We start from the raw sequence: 17,000 nt of genomic DNA, 5'->3' as shown, positions 1-17,000 counted from the left end.
TCTCGGCGTTCAGCCGCGGAACCAGTGCTGCGGCCGGGGTTGGATGTTCTGCCAGACGTGCTTGGGCTCGCGGTACTCGTCGAGGCCGGTCGGTCCCAGTTCCCGGCCCACACCGGAGTGCCCGAAGCCACCCCATTCCGCTTGCGGCACATAGGGGTGGTAGTCGTTGATCCACACCGTGCCGTGCCGCAGCCGCCGGGCGACCCGCTGGGCCTTCCCGGCGTCCTGGGTCCACACGGCGCCGGCGAGTCCGTACTCGGTGTCGTTGGCGATGCGGACGGCGTCGTCCTCACCGGTGAAGCGCTCCACGGTGAGCACGGGCCCGAAGGACTCCTCGTGCACCACCCGCATGTCCTGGGTGCACTCGTCGAGGACGGTGGGCGGGTAGAAGTGGCCGTGCGCGAGGGCCGGGTCGGTGGGCCGCTCGCCGCCGCAGCGCAACACGGCGCCCTCCGCGAGGCCCGCCGCGACGTACGCCTCGACCTTCTCCAGGTGCTGTGCGGAGATCAGCGCGCCGGTCTCGGCCTCGGGGTCGAAGGGGCCGCCGAGGCGGATCAGCCGGGCGCGCCGGACGACCTCGTCGACGAAGCGGTCGTGCAGCGAGTCCTCGACGATCAGCCGGGCACCGGCCGAGCAGACCTGCCCGGAGTGCAGGAAGACGGCCGTGAGCGCGAAGTCCACGGCCGTCTCGAAGTCGGCGTCGGCAAAGACGACGTTGGGGTTCTTGCCGCCGAGTTCCAGGGCGACCTTCTTCACGGTCGCTGCGGCCGTCGCCATGATCCGTCTGCCGGTGTCCACGCCTCCGGTGAAGGAGACCATGTCGACGCGGGGGTCCTCGGAGAGCGGGGCGCCCACCTCGGGTCCGGCGCCGAGGACGAGGTTGGCGACCCCGGCCGGCAGTCCGGCCTCGGCGAGTGCCCGGATGAGCAGGATCGAGGTGGAGGGGGTGAGCTCGCTGGGCTTGAGGACGATCGTGTTTCCGGCCACCAGGGCCGGGGCGACCTTCCAACTCGCTTGCAGCAGGGGGTAGTTCCAGGGTGTGATCAGTCCGCACACACCGACCGGCTCGTAGCCGACCCGGCTGACGGCGTCGTCCCGGCCGGTGTCGATCACGCGGCCCGCGTCGGTGCCGCCGAGCCCGCCGTAGTAGCGGAGACAGGAGACGACGTCGGCGATGTCGTACTCGCTCTCCACCAGCCGCTTGCCGGTGTCGAGCGACTCGGCGCGGGCGAACTCCTTGGCGTCGCGCTCGATCAGGTCGGCGGTGCGCAGCACCAGGGCGCCGCGCTCCCGCTCGGGGGTGTGCGGCCAGGGCCCCTCGTCGAAGGCCCGGCGGGCGGCGGCGACGGCCGCCTCGGTGTCGGGGCGGGTGCCCTCGGACACGGTCGCGGAGAGCGTGCCGTCGGCGGGACATCGGATCTCCCGGCGGCCACCGGCCACCGGCTCCCGCCATTCACCGTCCACGTACAGGTCTGCCACGTCGGGAGCCCTTCGAGCGATTCCGTTGCGCATCGCGCACCGCATTGCTTGTGGTGGAACACTCTGGAGAATGCGTGAACCCACGTCAAGGGGTTGGGGGATGACGGTTTGGGCACGCGGACGCGTTGGCGCACCGCCGGAGGACAGCCGGTTTCCGGTGCAAGCGACCCTGCGAAAAATCCGCGTTACCCGGCCTGTGTCCGGGCGTCGCGGTGGCGGTAGTACACGGCCTTCGAGGGCGCCAGCGGCTCCTTGCCGAGGATGAGGTCGGCCGCTTTCTCCGCGATCATCATCACCGGCGCGTAGATGTTGCCGTTGGTGACGTACGGCATCACGGAGGCGTCCACGACCCGCAGCCCCTCGACCCCGTGCACGCGCATGCTCGCGGGGTCCACGACGGCCATGTCGTCGGTGCCCATCTTGCAGGTGCAGGAGGGGTGCAGGGCGGTCTCGCCGTCCTTGGCGACCCAGTCGAGGATCTCCTCGTCGGTCTCCACGGACGGCCCCGGTGAGATCTCCCCGCCATTGAAGGGGGCCAGCGCGGGCTGGTTGAGCAGCTTGCGGGCGACCCGGATCGCCTCGACCCACTCCCGGCGGTCCTGTTCGGTGGACAGGTAGTTGAAGCGCAGCGCCGGGTGCTCCTCGGGGTTCTTGCTCCGGATCTTCACCGAGCCGAGGGCGTCGGAGTACATGGGACCCACGTGCACCTGGTAGCCGTGCCCACCGGCGGGCACGGAGCCGTCGTAGCGGACCGCGATCGGCAGGAAGTGGAACATCAGGTTGGGATAGTCCACGTCGTCGTTGCTGCGCGCGAAGCCGCCCGCCTCGAAGTGGTTGGTGGCGGCCGGGCCCCTGCGGAACAGCCATTGCAGGCCGATGAAGGGGGCGCGCCATTTCGCGAGGTACGGCTGCATGGAGACGGGTTGCTTGCAGGCGTACTGGATGTACACCTCCAGGTGGTCCTGGAGGTTCTCGCCGACGCCCGGCAGGTCGTGGACGACGTCGATGCCGAGGGCGCGCAGTTCCCCGGCGTTGCCGACGCCGGAGAGCTGGAGCAGCTGCGGGGAGTTGATGGCGCCGCCGCAGAGGATGACCTCCTTGGCGCGGACCTGCTGGAGCGCGCCCTTGCCGCGCCGGTACTCGACGCCGACGGCCCGCTTGCCCTCGAACAGGACGCGGGTGACGAGCGTGCGGGTGCGGACGGTGAGGTTGGGGCGTCTGCGGACGGGTTTCAGATAGGCCTTGGAGGCGGAGAGCCGGCGACCGCGGTGGACGTTGCGGTCGAACTTGGCGAAGCCTTCCTGCCGGTAGCCGTTGACGTCGTCGGTGGGCGCGTACCCGGCCTCCTCGGTGGCCTTCTGGAAGGCGGTGAAGAGCGGGTTGGTGGCCGGACCGCGCTCCAGGACGAGGGGGCCGTCGTGGCCGCGGAACTCGTCGTCGGGGTCGGCCGCGAGACAGTTCTCCATGCGCTTGAAGTACGGCAGACAGTGCGCGTAGTCCCAGGTCTCCATGCCGGGATCGGCGGCCCAGCGCTCGTAGTCCATGGGGTTGCCGCGCTGGAAGATCATGCCGTTGATGCTGCTGGAGCCGCCCAGCACCTTGCCGCGGGCGTGGTAGACGCGCCGGCCCCCCATGTGCGGCTCGGGCTCGGACTCGTACTTCCAGTCGTAGAAGCGGCTGCCGATGGGGTAGGTCAGCGCCGCGGGCATGTGGATGAAGACGTCCCAGGGATAGTCGGGCCGGCCGGCCTCCAGGACCAGTACCTGGTGGCCCGGGTCGGCGGACAGGCGGTTGGCCAGTGCACTGCCGGCCGATCCACCACCGACGATGACGAAGTCGTACTGCTGAGGAGCCATGGTCCCTCGTCTCGCTCGCGCCGTAGAGATGCGCGGCATGGTAGTACGAGTATCGCTATGCGCACCAGGTTGCGATCGACGCAACCTGGTGGGGTCATCCGGGGCGAAAACGCGTTTCCCGTTCGGCCGGACTTCCTACGATGGCCCGGTCCGCGGTGCTTGCTCGACGTCGCTTCGGGTACCGCGTTTGAATGAGGGTGGCATCTGTATGGGCAGGCGATTACTGAAAGCGATGTGTTCGTGACGCGTCTCAGTGGCTCCGGGGACGACCAGGCAAGCGGGTCGGCCGAGGATCCCATGGCCCTCGCGCGGGAGATCTCCGACGCGGTGGACCGCCTCACGACCCTCTGGTCCGTCGCAGCCCAGGGAGCGCGCCTTCGTCTGTCGCCGCACCAGTTGCGGGCCCTGCGGATCCTGGAGGCCGCGCCGGGCCTCAATCTCACCGCGCTGTCCGAGAACATGGACATAGGGCTGCCGACCGCGAGCCGGCTCTGCGACCGGCTGGAGGCGGCGGGGCTGCTGGAGCGGGTGCTGCATCCGCAGAAGCGGCGCGAGGTGCGGCTGAGTCTCACCGGGTACGGCCGGCAGGTGCTCGGCGAGGTGAGCGCCCGCAGATCTCAGGCGCTCGCCTCGGTGCTGGCGACGATGAACACGGCCGAGCGCTCGGCCCTGAGCCGGGGCCTGCGGGGGTTCCAGGCAGCCCAGGACACACACGAACACTGACCCGCGTGACCCGCGGGGTCGCGGTCAGCCCTGGCGTCCTTGCCAGTCCAGGCAGATGACGGCCGCGTCGGACATGAGTTCCCGGCTTCCGTAGTGCTCGATCAGGCCCGCCACGACCGCGCGTGCCGTCTCGTACGTCGGGGTGGACCGGGTCGCGCCGAGGATCTGGCGCAGGGCCCGCTCGCCGAAAAGGTCGCCCGCCGCCGAGCGGGTGCCGTGCACCCCGGTACTGACCACGATGAGGCGGTCGCCGGGCTCGACCTGGAAGGTCTGCTCGTCGTACGGCGTCTCCTCGAACATGCCGAGCGGCAACTGCGCGTCCAGCTCGACGCGTTCGGTGTGGTCACCGCGCTGCCGGAACAGCTGCGGGGATCCGGCGTCGACGGCACGGACCGTGCCGGTGGCGAGATGGAACTCCAGCAGCAGCGTGGAGGCGTACACCTTGCCGCCGTACTGGGCGAAGACCGCCTGGTCGGCGAGACAGGCCTGGTCGGCGAGGCCTATCCCGGCGCGGCGGGCGTTGCGCAGGGCTCCCACCGTCAGGCTGGTGAGCAGGGAGGCGTGGATCCCCTCGCCCATGCCGTCGGTGACGGACAGGACGAGATGGTCGGCGCTGGTGGACCAGTCGAAGTTGTCGCCGCCGATGGAATAGGCGGGTTCGAGATGGGCGCCGATGGCGTACTCCTCGCGGGCGCACCCCCGGCCGGGCAGCAGCTGCCACTGCATCTCGGCGGCCAGGGTGAGCCGGCGGGTGCGGCGGGCCTGGAGGTAGAGGTCGGTGTCGCGTCCGGCGGTGGTGACCTCGTGGCCGAGTGCCGTCGCGAAGTCGCCGAGGCGCAGGACCGTTTCGGGGGCCGCCGTGCCCGCGGGCAGCCGTACGGACAGCACGCCGAGGCGGTCTCCGCGCACGGTGATGGGCAGGTGCACCAGGTGGCCCGCCGGGTCGCGCAGGACCTCGACCACCGGGCTCTGGTGGGTGAAGGCGCTGCCCGCCGGGCCGTCGTGGGCGGACACCGGCTCCTCGGTGTGCGGCAGATGGGAGACCGGCTGGAGCACGGCCAGTCCGTAGTCGGCCAGCAGGAGGGTCACGTCCTGGGCGCCGGCCCGCTCGGCCAGCAGACGGCGGGCGGTCGCGACCAGCGCGTGCGGAGGAGCCGCGCGCAGCTGGGCTTCCATGGATGGAAGCGACTCAAAGGCTTTCACGACATCCACCCTTTCACCCTGGGTCCTCCACGCTATCGCGCCGCTGACCCGCCCCGGGGGCCAGGTGGTCACAGGGCTCCGTGCTCAGGGCGCGGTTGCCCGGGGGGCCGGGTGCTCAGGAGGCCGTGTGCGTGACGGTGTGGCACAGCAGCAGGCAGACGTCGTCGTCGCGCTCGGAGTCGTGCAGGAGGGGTTTCAGCAGGGCCTCGGCGGCCGCGTCCAGGTCCTGTTCCAGCTCCGGGGTGCTCAGCCCCGCGAGCGCCTGGCGGAGCCGCTCGATGCCGGGGTCGATGCCCTGCGCCCGGCGCTCGACCAGGCCGTCCGTGTACAGCACCAGGGAGGAGCCGGGCGGGAGCTGGGTGACGTGGTCGGCGTACGTGTAGGCGATGGGGACGCCCAGCATGACGCCGGGAGCGGCGTCCAGTATCCGCACCGAGCCGCCGGTGTCGCGCACCACGGCGGGCGGATGACCGGCCGACGCCCAGACCACCTCCGGGTCGCCGGGCCGGAAGCGGGCGATCATCGCGGTGGCGTACAGCTGCGGTTGCAGATGGCGGAGCATGCGGTGCAGGTGCGTGAGGATCTCGGCCGGGGTCTGGTTCTCGACGGCGTAGGCCCGCAGTGCCGTGCGCAACTGGCCCATGACGACGGCCGCGTGCATCCCGTGCCCGGTCACGTCCCCTATGACGGCCAGCAGGCTCCCGTCGGGCTGGAGGAAGGCGTCGTACCAGTCGCCGCCGATGTTCATGCCCTGGGTGGCCGGGAGGTAACGCGCGGCCAGGAGCAGGCCGTCGGGGTCGGGCAGGTCGGTGAGCTGGGCGCGCTGGAGGGCCTCGGCAGTGTCGCGGTGCTGCTCGTAGCGGCGGGCGTTGTCCAGGGCGACCCCCGCCCGGCGACCGAGTTCGACGAGCATCAGACAGGTGTCCGCGTCGAAGCGGGGGCCGGGGGCGATGAGGGTGAGCACACCCAGCAGACGGTGGGTCATGAGGGGGATGGCGAGCAGCGGCCGGTCCGGTGACATGGCGGCGGGCGGAAGGTCGTCGGTGCCCGGCAGGTTCCCGGGGTGCGCGGCGGCGTGCTGGGGGCGGCCGGTGCGCGCGGCGACCACCGCGGCCCGGGAACGTTCCGGCACGGGACCTGACTCCTCGTCGCCCTCCTCCTCGTCGAGGAGCCAGACGTCGAGGCGTGCCGCGTGGTCCGGTACCAGCAGGTCGGTCAGCCGGCGCAGGACCTCGGTGGGGCTGAGGGAGGAGGTGATGGCGGCGCTGGCGTCGGCGAGGAAGTTCAGCAGGCGCCGGGCCCGCTCCACCTCGGCCCGCGCGGACCGCTCGGCCTCCAGCAGTTCCCGCTGGGCCAGTGCGGCGGCCTCCAGGTCGGAGTGCAGGGCCAGCACGCCCTGGTTGGTCTGGTGCAGCTCGTCCCGGTGCAGCTGGACGAGTCGTTCCTGCTCGTCCAGGAGGTGCAGTACGGCGGCGGTGTCCTCGTCGGCGGACAGCAGGGCGTGGGACGGTGAGGCGTCGACGGGGACGCCGTCCCGCGCGGGCGGGTTCGGGAGGGGGCAGGTGAGGGTGGGTTCGCCGGCCGGGGGCTCGTCGCCGGCGGTCGTTCCGTCGAAGGGCCGTAGCCAGACGTCGAGTCGGCCCTCCTGGTCGGGAGTGGTCCGACGGGTGAGCAGGTGGAGCTCCCAGGTGCCGCCCTGGTCGAGGCGGTGACGCAGCCGGGCCGACAGGGAGGTGAGGAAGCGGGCGCGGTCCACTGGCGGGGTCCCGGCCGCGACGACGAGGCCGGCGACGGCGGCACGGGCGCCGGCCGCGTCGGCCTCGGACGTGATCTTCCAGATGTCGGGGTTCTCGGTCATGGGGCGGCACCCCCGGTCGCGGGGGTCAGGACGGCCACGCTGGTGTCGTCCCGCAGAGGCCGCGCGGCACTGCCGGAGTCCCGCAGGACGACCGCGGCCACCACGGCGGGATCGTGGGCGAGGAGCAGGGGGTCGAGGGGCGGCACCCAGCGGCTCGGCAGTCCGTCGCTGTGCAGGACCAGCAGGCTGTCCGGCTGCCAGGCGGCACGGCGCAGCGGCACGGTGGCGGGGAAGTGCGCTCCTACGATGCCCGGGTGCGAGATGAGCGGCTGCCAGTCGGTGCCGGTGCGCAGCCTGGCGCCGATGTTGCCGACCCCGGCGAAGGACAACTGGCCGCTGTCCTCGTCGAGTTGGGCGACCCCGACGGCCGCGCCGCGCGTCGTCCGCAGCGCGGTGTGCAGGCGCCGCAGGAGGTCGGCCGGCGGCAGGTCGGCACCGCGGTGCAGTTCCTCCACGGCGACGGTGGACGCCTCGGCCGCCTTCTCCCCGTGACCGAGGCCGTCGGCGAGCAGCAGGGTGACACGGGCACCGGAGCGCACCCAGCCGAAGGCGTCACCGGAGTGCTCGGCGTGGGCGTAGGAGGCGGTGATCCCCCCGACCCGCACGCCGCTCCCTCCGGCCCGGACGCTTTCCCCGGCCCGCCCGCTCCTCCCGACCCGACTGCTCCCCTCGGCCCACACGCCTCCGGCGGCCCGATCACTCGCCCCGGCCGGCACACTCCCGTCGCCCCAGGTCCCTTGCGCAGCCCGGTCGCTCCCGTGGCCTTGGTCGCTCGCCCCGGCCCATGCGCTCCCCGCGGCCCGGTCGCTCCCGCACCCCCGATCGCCCGCCCCGGCCCACCCGCTCCCCGCAGCCCGGTCGCTCTCCCCGCCGCCCGACACCCCTCGCGCGGCCCGGTCGCTCCCCCAGCCCCGATCGCCCGCCCCGCTCCACACACCGCCCGCGGCCCGGTCGCTCTCCCCGCCGCCCGACACCCCTCGCGCGGCCCGATCGCTCTCCCCGCCCCCCGACACTCCTCGCGCGGCCCGGTCGCTCCCCCGGCCCCGATCGCCCGCCCCGCTCCACACACCGCCCGCGGCCCCACCGCTCCTCCCGCCCCGCACACCCCCGTCGGCCGCCCCCGAGCCCGCCGGGCGCGGTGTCCGTGTCGGGCTGATGCGGGCGACCGCGACGGTTCCCTCGCCGGGGCGGCTGTGCAGGTCGAAGTCGTCGGAGACGCGGCGGCAGGTGCCCAGGCCCGCGCCCAGCGAGGAGGCGGCGGTCGTGTAGCCGTCCTGGCTGGCCGCCCGGACGTCGCCGATACCGGGTCCGTGGTCGAGCGAGACGATCTGGACGCAGGGCGCGGCCCCCGCGCGGGGGTCGGCGGGGCTCACCAGGTTGATGACGACACGGCCGCCGCCGGCGTGCTTGACCAGGTTGGTGGCCAGTTCGGTGGCCACCAGAGCCGCGACCGCCGTCCCGTGGGCGTCGAGCGACACCTCGGCACAGGCGGCCTCCGCGGCCACACGCACGTCCCGGACCCTGGTGCTCTCCTGGACCGGGATGTCCCAGACCCTGCTCATGGCGCCCCCGTGCGGGGCGCGGGCAGCCCGGCGGCGGCCCAGTCGGTGACGGTGACGGTGGTGCCCTCGCCGGGTCTGCTGTCGAGCACGAACTCCTGGACCAGCCGCTTGGCCCCGCTCAGGCCCATGCCCAGGCCGCCCCCGGTGGTGTAGCCGTCGGTCATGGCGAGTTCGACGTCCCGGATGCCGGGGCCGGCGTCCACGAAGGACAGGCGCAGCCCGCGGCCGGCGCCGTCCTCCAGCTTCGTCATCTCGACGTGCCCGCCGCCGCCGTGCACCAGGGTGTTGCGGGCGAGTTCGCTGGCCGCGGTCACCAGTTTCGTCTGCTGGACCAGGCCGAAGCCGAGGTCGGCGGCGGCCCGGCGCACCTGCTGGCGCACCCAGGCCAGGTCCGCGTCCGAGGCGATGGGCAGGCGGGCGGTCGGGGCGGGTGGGGCATGCATCAAGCATCCCCTTCCGGGTGTGCGGGGGCGGCCGCCGAGGGGGCACGCCCGAGGAGGGACAGCGCCCTGTCGACGTCCAGGGCGGTCACCAGGTCGGGCAGGGTGAGGCCCAGTTCGACCAGGGTGATGGCCACAGCGGGACGCATGCCGGCCACGACGGTCCGGGTGGCCAGCAGGCGGGCGTTGGCCGCGATCTCGGCCAGGATGCGGCCGAGGAAGGAGTCGACGATCTCCACCCCGGAGATGTCGATGACGACTCCGCCCACCGGCACCGGATGGTGCGCGATGCGGTGGGTGATGTGGTCCTGGAGCTGCTCGGCCGTGGCGTCGTGCAGCTCTCCCTGCAGGGTGACCAGCAGGACGTCTCCCAGTGCCAGGACCGGCACCGAGGAGGCGGGGGTGGCGGGGAGGCCGCTCACCGCGGGCTCCCTCCCTGGGCCGGGCCCTGGGAGACGACGATGCCCTGTTCGGTGAGCGCGTAGGCCAGGGCGTCCGCGAGGCCGGCCCGGGTGATGATCGTCCCGAGGTCGATGCCGAGGTGGACGATGGTCTGCGCGATCGCGGGACGGATCCCGGAGACGATGCACTCGGCGCCCATCAGGCGGGCCGCGGCGACCGTCTTCATCAGGTGCTGGGCGACCAGCGAGTCGACGGTCGGCACACCGGTGATGTCGAGGATGGCGTACCGGGCCCGCTGGTCCACGATGGCCTCCAGCAGGCTCTCCATCACGACCTGGCTGCGGGCGCTGTCCAGGGTGCCGATGAGCGGGACGGCGACGATGCCCTCCCACAGCTTGATGACGGGGGTGGCCACCTCGAGGAGCTGGAGCCGCTGCCGGGCGATCAGTTCCTCGCCCGCGCTCACGCTCGTCTCCATGACCACCAGGCGGAGCGTGCCCATGAGGACGGTCAGCGCGAGCAGGCACGCCTCGGTGTGCTCGGCGGACGCCTCCTCCAACTCAACCCGCAGCAGCGCTGTGGCCGGCTCCCGCAGACCCGCGACCTCGCCGGCGATGTGGGAGGAGCTGAAGCCGGCCCGGGTCCGGGAGGCGGCCATCCGGCCGAGCTGGTCGCGCACGGCGCCGAAGCCCGGTGCCTGCACGTCCTCGAGCCGGCCGGAGCGGGCCACGTCGGCCAGGGCGTCCACCACGGCCTTGCATGCCTCGACCGCCTCGTCCCGGGAGACGGTGAAGGCGGTACGGAACAGGGGCGCGTCCGCCCAGCGCTGGGCGATCTGCTCGCGCCTGCGTTCCAGGAAGCCCCCGAGCTCCTTCGCCACCTCGTCGGCCGTGTCGTCGTCCGCCACCTGCGTCGTCTCCCTACCGCTGTCCAGTCAACCCACCTCGCCGCGGGTCCATCGAGCAATTATTGCCTTATGACAAACATTATCGGCGCTGTCAAAGGCAACCAACACGCGATCGTCACATTCGCGTCGGACGGTCGTCCCCGGGGCCGGGCCGACCGTGCCAGTCCAGGCAGACGATCAGCGCGTCGTCGTCCGCGACGGCCTCGCCGCGATGGCCGGTCAGCTCCCGCAGGATCGCGCGCGGCACCTCGGCGGCGGGCAGCAGCCGGGTGGCGTGGATGGCCCGCGAGAGGGCCGCGTCACCGTACGCCTCGCCGCGCGGGGACGCCACGGTGTGCACCCCGTCGCTGACGAAGACGAGCCGGTCGCCCGGCTCCACCTGGAAGTCCTGGGCGACGTAGTCGGTCTCCTCGAACATGCCCAGGGGCAACTGGGCGTCGAAGTCGACGCGTTCCACGGTCCCGGCGCGCAGCCGCAGCAGCTGGGGGGAGCCCGCGTCCACGACGCTCGCCCGGCCGGTGGCCAGGTCGAAGTCGAACATGAGGACCGACAGATAGCAGCGCCCCCGGTAGTGGGCGTAGACGGCCTGGTCCGCCAGCGCGGCCTGGTCGGCGATGGGGATGCCGGCGCGCCGGGCGTTGCGCAGGGCGTTGATGGCCAGGTTCGTCAGCAGGGAGGCCTCTATGCCCTCGCCCATGCCGTTGGTCACGTAGAGCATCAGACGGTCGGCGGTGGCGGACCAGTCGAAGTTGTCGCCGAAGATGGCGTACGCCGGTTCCAGCTGGGCCGCGAGCTCGTACTCGGGCCGGGAACAGGAGCGTCCGGGCAGCAGCTGCCACTGCATCTCGGCGGCCAGGGTGAGCCGGTCCTTGCGGCGCGCCTGGAGGTAGAGGTCGGTGTCGCGCTCGGCCACGACCACCTCGTGCCCCAGCACGTCGGCGATCTCGGCCAGCTCGGACTCGTACCGGCGGGCCTCGTCGGCCGTGGGCAGCGTCACCGAGAGCACGCCGAGGCGGTCGCCGCGCACGCTGACCGGCAGGTGCAGGCGGGCGCTGCCGTCCCGGAAGTCCTCACGGTACGGCCGCTGGGAACCGAAGGCCCGGCCCGCCGGGCTGTTGTGCACGGACACCGGATCCAGCGTGTGCGGCAGCACCGAGACCGGCTGAAGCACCGTCAGGCCGTAGTCGGCCATGAAGAACTCGACGGACCGGGCGCCGTACCTCTCGACGAGCACGGCACGCACGGCGTCGGGGAGCTCGTGGGGAGCCGCTGTCCGCAGGGCGCGTTCAGCGGCCTCGAATCTGTTCACGATGAGCAATACACCAATCTTTCGCAGGGGAACGTAGGGACCTCGCCCGGGAGGCCGACCGTGTGCGAGGACTGTGTCGGTCACGGCGGCCCACCCGGGGGCCGGGCCCGCGCCTAGTACGCTGACAGGCACCCCAGTGCCTGCGAGAGTGTGACCGTGACTGCCTTCCGCCGCCCCGCGCCCGACGAGGTCGCGCGCGTGACCACGACGGCCGCCGAGCTGCTGGAGGTCGTGTGGGGCCGGGCCTCGACCGCGCCCACCTCCGCGTCCCAGCTGCGGGTGCTGCACATCCTCGAGCACCACGACGGCATCAACCTGCGCACGCTCGCCGAGTCCCTCGCCTCGACGCCGCCGTCCACGAGCCGGCTGTGCGACCGGCTGGTGGCCGCCGGGTTCGTCGAGCGGGTGGTGGGCGCCCACGACCGACGGGAGGTGCGGCTGCACCTCAGCGGCCGGGGCCGGACGTTCCTCGCGGATCTGCGGGCGCGCCGGGAGAAGGAGTTGAGCAGGGTGCTGGCGGACATGCCGGCCGCCAAACGGGTCGCGCTGCTGGAGGGGCTGGAGGCGTTCTGCGCCTCGGCGGCGACGCAGCTGCACGACGCCCCCGGGTCCGACAGCCGGACCGCCTGAACCGCTGTTCGCGGCACCGGTGCCACCGCCACCCCTCGGCGACGGCGCCCCACGCACGGAGCGGTCTCCGTCAACCGGAGCATTCCAGGTCCTTCCCCGCGCACGTCCGACACGGCCACTTTGTTGCCTCCTGACTATTGTTGTCAAACGGCAACAGTGCGCTTTCGCGGCCCTTACTCCGACTCGGTTACCCCGAAACGGCGCGAACTGTGATGGTTGTGTGCCATCTCTCTCGAACGGGGGGTACCGGGTCCCGTCAGGGATCTGGTGTACGACCGCGCACGCCCGCGGCGAGGGGCGTGAAGGCGGGGTGAAGACCCGGAGCGCCGAGCGCGCGGCCGGGCTCAGCGGGTGCTGAGCATGCCCTCGCGCAGTCGGCCCAGCAGACGGGCGATCAGCCGGGAGACGTGCATCTGGGAGACCCCGAGGCGTTCGGCGATCTGGGCCTGGGTGAGTTCCTCGACGAAGCGCCAGTGGATGATCCTGCGGTCGCGGTCGTCGAGTTCGGCGATCATCGGCGCGAGGGCGTGGAAGTCCTCGACCAGGCCGAGCGCCGGGTCCTGGCCGCCGATGAAGTCGGCGAGCGCGCTCTCCCCGTCCTCGCTGCCGCCGATCGCCGCGTCCAGGGACGCCGACCGGTAGGCGTTGGAGGCCAGTTGCGCCTCGACGACCTCCTCCTCGGGCAGGCTCATCAGCTCGGACAGCTCCGCGGTGGTCGGCGTACGGCCCAGTCGGCTGCTCAACTCCTCGCTCGCGCGGGCCAGTTGCACCCGGGCCTCCTGCAACCGCCGGGGCACGTGCACCGCCCAGGAGGTGTCGCGGAAGAACCGCTTGATCTCGCCGACTATGTAGGGCACGGCGAAGGAGGTGAACTCCACCTCGCGGGACAGCTCGAACCGGTCGATGGCCTTGATCAGTCCGATCATGCCGACCTGGACGATGTCCTCCTTCTCCTCCGGCCCGCGGCCGCGGAACCGGCCGGCCGCGTAGCGGACCAGGGAGATGTTCATCTCGATCAGTGTGTTGCGCGCGTACTGGTACTCGGGGGTCCCCTCCTCCAGCACCGCGAGCTTCTCGAAGAACAGCTTCGACAGTTCCCGCGCGTCCTTGGGAGCGACCTGGGACGGGTCGGTGATCTCCGGCATGTCCACCGTCTGTCCGGCGGTCCGCACGGTCGTCGCCATGATGTGCCCCTCCCACTGTGTCGCCATTCCTGAGCCGGTCCGGCGACCGACGATCAGCCGTCTACCCCCGCCCCTCACGCATATGCCGGTGCTTTCCGGATCTTGCGCGAACGGGGTACGGCACCCGGGAGTGAGGCCGGGTCGGCCGGGCATCCGCTCTCCGGGCCCGCCCGGCGGCCCGCCACCGACCGACCTACCCCCACGGGAGATCCGGCGTGATCCTCGATGACAGACCCGCGACTCCGGCTTCCGACGCGGAGGCCCGCAAGCGTCGGCTGCGGCGCCGCCTGGAGCGGCTGATCGGCGTCGCCGCCACCGAAGGCAACGAGCTGGTCCCCCTGCGCAACGGCGACCGGATCTTCCCCGCGATGCTCGGGGCGATCCGCTCGGCGCGGCACACGATCGACATGATGACGTTCGTCTACTGGCGCGGCCAGATAGCCCGCGACTTCGCCGCCGCGCTCGCCGACCGCGCCCGCGCGGGCGTCCGGGTCCGGCTGCTGCTCGACGGTTTCGGCGCCAAGGAGATCGAACCGAGTCTGCTGGAGCTCATGGACACCGCCGGTGTGCAGGTGGCCTGGTTCCGCAAGCCGGTCTGGCTGTCGCCGTTCAAGCAGAACCACCGCTGCCACCGCAAGGCCCTCGTCGTCGACGAGCACACCGCCTTCACCGGCGGCGTCGGCATCGCGGAGGAGTGGTGCGGTGACGCCCGCGACCCCGGCGAGTGGCGGGACACCCACGTCCAGGTGCGCGGCCCGGCCGTGGACGGCGTCGCCGCCGCGTTCGCCCAGAACTGGGCCGAGTGCCATGACGAACTCTTCGACGACCGCGACCGGTTCACCGAGCACCGCCAGGCCGGGTCGTCGGTCGTGCAGGTGGTGCGCGGCTCCGCCAGCATCGGCTGGCAGGACATGCAGACCCTGATCCGGGTGATGCTCACCTCCGCCGAGGAGCGCTTCCGGCTCGCCACCGCGTACTTCGCGCCCGACACCTACTTCGTCGACCTGCTGTGCGCGACCGCCCGGCGGGGCGTGCGCGTGGAGATCCTGCTGCCGGGCCCCCACACCGACCAGCGCGCCTGCCAGCTCGCCGGTCAGCAGCACTACCGGCGGCTGCTGGAGGCGGGGGTTCGCATCCGGCAGTACCAGCCGACGATGATGCACGCCAAGATCATCACCGTGGACTCGGTGGCCTCCCTCATCGGCTCCACCAACTTCAACCGCCGCTCCATGGACCACGACGAGGAGGTCATGCTCGCCGTCCTGGACGAGACGTTCACCGCCGCACTCGACCAGGACTACGAGGCCGACCTGGAGCACAGCGTGGACATCGAACTCGCCCGGTGGAAAAGGCGGCCGGCCCTTCAGCGCGCCAAGGAGGCCGCCGTGACCCCGATCCGGCGCTTCCTGTGAACGGCCCCGCCGCAGGCTGGGAACCCGGGAGTCGACGGAGTCGCGGTCGCAAACACGCCGTATCGCAGGGTGCGTATAGTTGCGTTGTGAGCAACTACAACCCGGACAACGAATCGACAGGGTCGTCGAGCGGTGGAGTGCAGTCCGTCGACCGGGCCATTCACGTACTGGAGATCCTGGCCCGTCGGGGCGAGGCCGGCGTCAGTGAGGTCGCCGCGGAGATCGACGTCCACAAGTCCACGGCGTTCCGGCTCCTGGGGGCCCTGGAGGCGCGCGGCCTGGTGGAACAGGCGGGCGAGCGCGGGAAGTACCGGCTCGGTTTCGGGATCGTGCGGCTCGCCGGCGCGGTCACCGGGCGCATCGACATCACCCAGCAGAGCCGCCCGGTCTGCGAGGACCTGGCCGAGGAACTCGGCGAGACCGTGAACCTTGCGGTGCTCCAGGAGAGCTACGCGGTCAACCTCTACCAGGTGCGCGGCCCCGGTGCCGTCACCGCACAGAACTGGGTCGGCCAGCTGACCCCGCTGCACGCCACGTCGAGCGGCAAGATCCTGCTGGCCCACCTGCCCGAGAAGGAGCGCTCCGCGCTGCTGACGGAGACCGGCCTGAAGAAGGTCACCCCGCGCACCATCACCGCGAAGACCAAGCTGGAGCGGAACCTCGCCGAGGCCCGGGAGCGCGGCTACGCCTGGGCCCTGGAGGAGCTGGAGCTCGGTCTGCACGCCATGGCGGCGCCGGTGCGCGACCGGGACGGCGAGGTCATCGCGGCGCTCAGCGCCTCGGGGCCCGCGTACCGGCTCTCCGAGGAGCGCCTGCACGAGCTCGCCCCGGTCCTGGTCAAGGGCGCGCAGGAGATCAGCCACCGCATGGGCTACCTGGGCTGACCGCCCAGCCGGGCCTGCACCCAGTCGTGGAACTCACCGATGTGGTGCTCGCTGGGCACGAGGACGCCGCCCTTGGCGTAGAGCCGTGAGCTCATCCCGGGCTGGGTGCGCTCGCAGGCGTCGAAGTCCTGCCGGTTGACCCGGTCGAACAGCTCCACCGACCGGCTGACGTCCTTGCCGCTCTCGACGACGTGCGGAAGGTACAGCCAGTCGCACTCGACGACCGTCCGGTCCACGGCCATCGGGTACATCCGGTGGACGATCACGTGGTCGGGCACCAGGTTGACGAACACCTGCGGCCGCACGGTGATCGCGTAGTAGCGGCGGTCCTGGTCCTCCGAGACACCGGGCAGCCGGTCCAGGCCCTCCGAGCCGTCCACGGTGAAGCCCCGGACGTCCTCGCCGAACTCGGCGCCGTGTCCCACGTAGTACTGGGCGGCGTAGCCGTCGGCGAACTCCGGGAGCACCTCGGTGAGTTCGGGGTGGATCGTCGCGCAGTGGTAGCACTCCATGAAGTTCTCGATGATCAGCTTCCAGTTCGCCCTGACGTCGTAGACGATCCGCCGGCCGACGCTGAGGTGGTCGATGTCGTAGCGCTCGATCGACTCGGTGTCGCCGAGCCGGGTGATCACGTCCTGGATCACCTCGTCGAACGGCGGCGGGTCCTCGGCGAGGCACACCCAGACATAGCCGAGCCACTCGCGCACGGCCACGCTCGCCAGGCCGTACTCGGTGCGGCCCACGTCCGGCATCTTCGTCAGGTTCGGCGCCGCGACGAGCTTGCCCGTCAGGTCGTACGTCCAGGCGTGGTAAGGGCATTGGAAGGCCCGCTTGACCTCGCCGGACTCCTCGGTGCACAGCTTGGCGCCCCGGTGCCGGCACACGTTGAACCAGGCGCGGATCGAGTTGTCCCGCGCGCGGGCGACGAGAATGCTCTCCCGGCCCACCTGCACGGTCCTGAAGGCACCGGGTGTGGGCAGGTCGTCGGCGCGGACGGGGCAGAACCACATCGCTTCGAAGATGCGCTCCTGTTCCTGGGCGAAGATCCCGGGATCCGTGTAGGAGGCGCCGGGGAGGGTGGCGATCAGACTGTCCGGCAGGCTGGTCGAGGTCACAGGGCACTCCTCGGGGACGTCGTGGACCGGTGAAGC

Annotated in this window: 14 protein-coding genes and 2 pseudogenes; 4 read left to right on the top strand and 12 right to left on the bottom strand. The window is 71.9% G+C overall.

All coding sequences use genetic code 11. The features are described 5' to 3' along the window. Positions 1–9: 9 nt before the first annotated feature. The gene (locus OHN19_RS37575) at positions 10–1,479 is read right to left on the bottom strand and encodes an aldehyde dehydrogenase family protein (protein WP_330268458.1); all 1,470 of its coding nucleotides are present in this window, start codon (positions 1,477–1,479) and stop codon (positions 10–12) included. Between the two features lie 185 nt (positions 1,480–1,664). Then, positions 1,665–3,335 carry a choline dehydrogenase gene (gene betA / locus OHN19_RS37570; RefSeq protein ID WP_330268457.1) on the bottom strand — a complete coding sequence of 557 codons (1,671 nt, stop codon included), beginning with the start codon at positions 3,333–3,335 and terminating at the stop codon, positions 1,665–1,667. A gap of 240 nt (positions 3,336–3,575) precedes the next feature. On the opposite strand from betA, the gene OHN19_RS37565 reads away from it, so the two are divergent. Next, entirely contained in the window at positions 3,576–4,058 is a 483-nt protein-coding gene (locus OHN19_RS37565; RefSeq protein WP_330268456.1) for a MarR family winged helix-turn-helix transcriptional regulator, read from the top strand. A gap of 24 nt (positions 4,059–4,082) precedes the next feature. Here the strand turns inward: OHN19_RS37565 and OHN19_RS37560 are convergent, their stop codons facing one another. The 8 genes and pseudogenes from OHN19_RS37560 to OHN19_RS37525 form a co-directional block, all read right to left on the bottom strand. Beyond that, the gene (locus OHN19_RS37560) at positions 4,083–5,234 is read right to left on the bottom strand and encodes a PP2C family protein-serine/threonine phosphatase (RefSeq protein ID WP_330268455.1); all 1,152 of its coding nucleotides are present in this window, start codon (positions 5,232–5,234) and stop codon (positions 4,083–4,085) included. A 142-nt stretch (positions 5,235–5,376) separates the two neighbouring features. Then, complete coding sequence (locus tag OHN19_RS37555; RefSeq protein WP_330268454.1) at positions 5,377–7,119, bottom strand: GAF domain-containing SpoIIE family protein phosphatase; 1,743 nt, start codon at positions 7,117–7,119, stop codon at positions 5,377–5,379. After that, positions 7,116–7,727, bottom strand: a pseudogene (locus tag OHN19_RS37550) (SpoIIE family protein phosphatase); the annotation flags it as partial. The pseudogene OHN19_RS37550 and the gene OHN19_RS37555, both read right to left, overlap by 4 nt. A 573-nt stretch (positions 7,728–8,300) precedes the next feature. Further along, a pseudogene (locus OHN19_RS37545) lies at positions 8,301–8,681 on the bottom strand (ATP-binding protein); the annotation flags it as partial. Then, a complete protein-coding gene (locus tag OHN19_RS37540; protein WP_330268453.1) occupies positions 8,678–9,124 on the bottom strand; it encodes an ATP-binding protein in 447 nt (148 codons plus the stop codon). The gene OHN19_RS37540 and the pseudogene OHN19_RS37545, both read right to left, overlap by 4 nt. Further along, complete coding sequence (locus OHN19_RS37535; protein WP_330268452.1) at positions 9,124–9,543, bottom strand: STAS domain-containing protein; 420 nt, start codon at positions 9,541–9,543, stop codon at positions 9,124–9,126. Before OHN19_RS37535 ends, OHN19_RS37540 begins: the two co-directional genes overlap by 1 nt. Continuing rightward, on the bottom strand, positions 9,540–10,430 hold the full coding sequence (locus tag OHN19_RS37530; RefSeq protein WP_330268451.1) for an STAS domain-containing protein: 891 nt from the start codon (positions 10,428–10,430) through the stop codon (positions 9,540–9,542). Before OHN19_RS37530 ends, OHN19_RS37535 begins: the two co-directional genes overlap by 4 nt. Before the next feature lie 115 nt (positions 10,431–10,545). Beyond that, entirely contained in the window at positions 10,546–11,739 is a 1,194-nt protein-coding gene (locus tag OHN19_RS37525) for a PP2C family protein-serine/threonine phosphatase (RefSeq protein WP_330268450.1), read from the bottom strand. Between the two features lie 198 nt (positions 11,740–11,937). On the opposite strand from OHN19_RS37525, the gene OHN19_RS37520 reads away from it, so the two are divergent. Continuing rightward, positions 11,938–12,369 (top strand): MarR family transcriptional regulator, encoded by a 432-nt coding sequence (locus OHN19_RS37520; protein ID WP_330269796.1) that lies wholly within the window; start codon positions 11,938–11,940, stop codon positions 12,367–12,369. A 344-nt stretch (positions 12,370–12,713) separates the two neighbouring features. Here the strand turns inward: OHN19_RS37520 and OHN19_RS37515 are convergent, their stop codons facing one another. Next, positions 12,714–13,553 (bottom strand): RNA polymerase sigma factor SigF, encoded by an 840-nt coding sequence (locus OHN19_RS37515; RefSeq protein ID WP_330268449.1) that lies wholly within the window; start codon positions 13,551–13,553, stop codon positions 12,714–12,716. A gap of 215 nt (positions 13,554–13,768) precedes the next feature. Here OHN19_RS37515 and OHN19_RS37510 point away from each other — a divergent pair, with 215 nt between their 5' ends. Further along, complete coding sequence (locus tag OHN19_RS37510) at positions 13,769–14,965, top strand: phospholipase D-like domain-containing protein (protein ID WP_330268448.1); 1,197 nt, start codon at positions 13,769–13,771, stop codon at positions 14,963–14,965. A gap of 137 nt (positions 14,966–15,102) precedes the next feature. After that, a complete protein-coding gene (locus tag OHN19_RS37505; RefSeq protein ID WP_123759242.1) occupies positions 15,103–15,849 on the top strand; it encodes an IclR family transcriptional regulator in 747 nt (248 codons plus the stop codon). On the opposite strand, the gene OHN19_RS37500 is transcribed toward OHN19_RS37505, so the two are convergent. Further along, entirely contained in the window at positions 15,837–16,964 is a 1,128-nt protein-coding gene (locus OHN19_RS37500; RefSeq protein ID WP_330268447.1) for an aromatic ring-hydroxylating dioxygenase subunit alpha, read from the bottom strand. The two genes, OHN19_RS37505 and OHN19_RS37500, sit on opposite strands and share 13 nt — an antisense overlap. Positions 16,965–17,000: the final 36 nt, after the last annotated feature.

Source organism: Streptomyces griseorubiginosus, from assembly GCF_036345115.1.
Lineage (GTDB): Bacteria > Actinomycetota > Actinomycetes > Streptomycetales > Streptomycetaceae > Streptomyces > Streptomyces griseorubiginosus_C.
This window is presented reverse-complemented; position numbering and strand designations above follow the sequence as displayed.

Coding starts and splice junctions, on each gene's coding strand:
- OHN19_RS37555 (WP_330268454.1), bottom strand. CDS start 7,119: ATGACCGAGAACCCCGACATCTGGAAGATCACGTCCGAGGCCGACGCG.
- OHN19_RS37540 (WP_330268453.1), bottom strand. CDS start 9,124: ATGCATGCCCCACCCGCCCCGACCGCCCGCCTGCCCATCGCCTCGGAC.
- OHN19_RS37560 (WP_330268455.1), bottom strand. CDS start 5,234: ATGGAAGCCCAGCTGCGCGCGGCTCCTCCGCACGCGCTGGTCGCGACC.
- OHN19_RS37515 (WP_330268449.1), bottom strand. CDS start 13,553: ATGGCGACGACCGTGCGGACCGCCGGACAGACGGTGGACATGCCGGAG.
- betA (WP_330268457.1), bottom strand. CDS start 3,335: ATGGCTCCTCAGCAGTACGACTTCGTCATCGTCGGTGGTGGATCGGCC.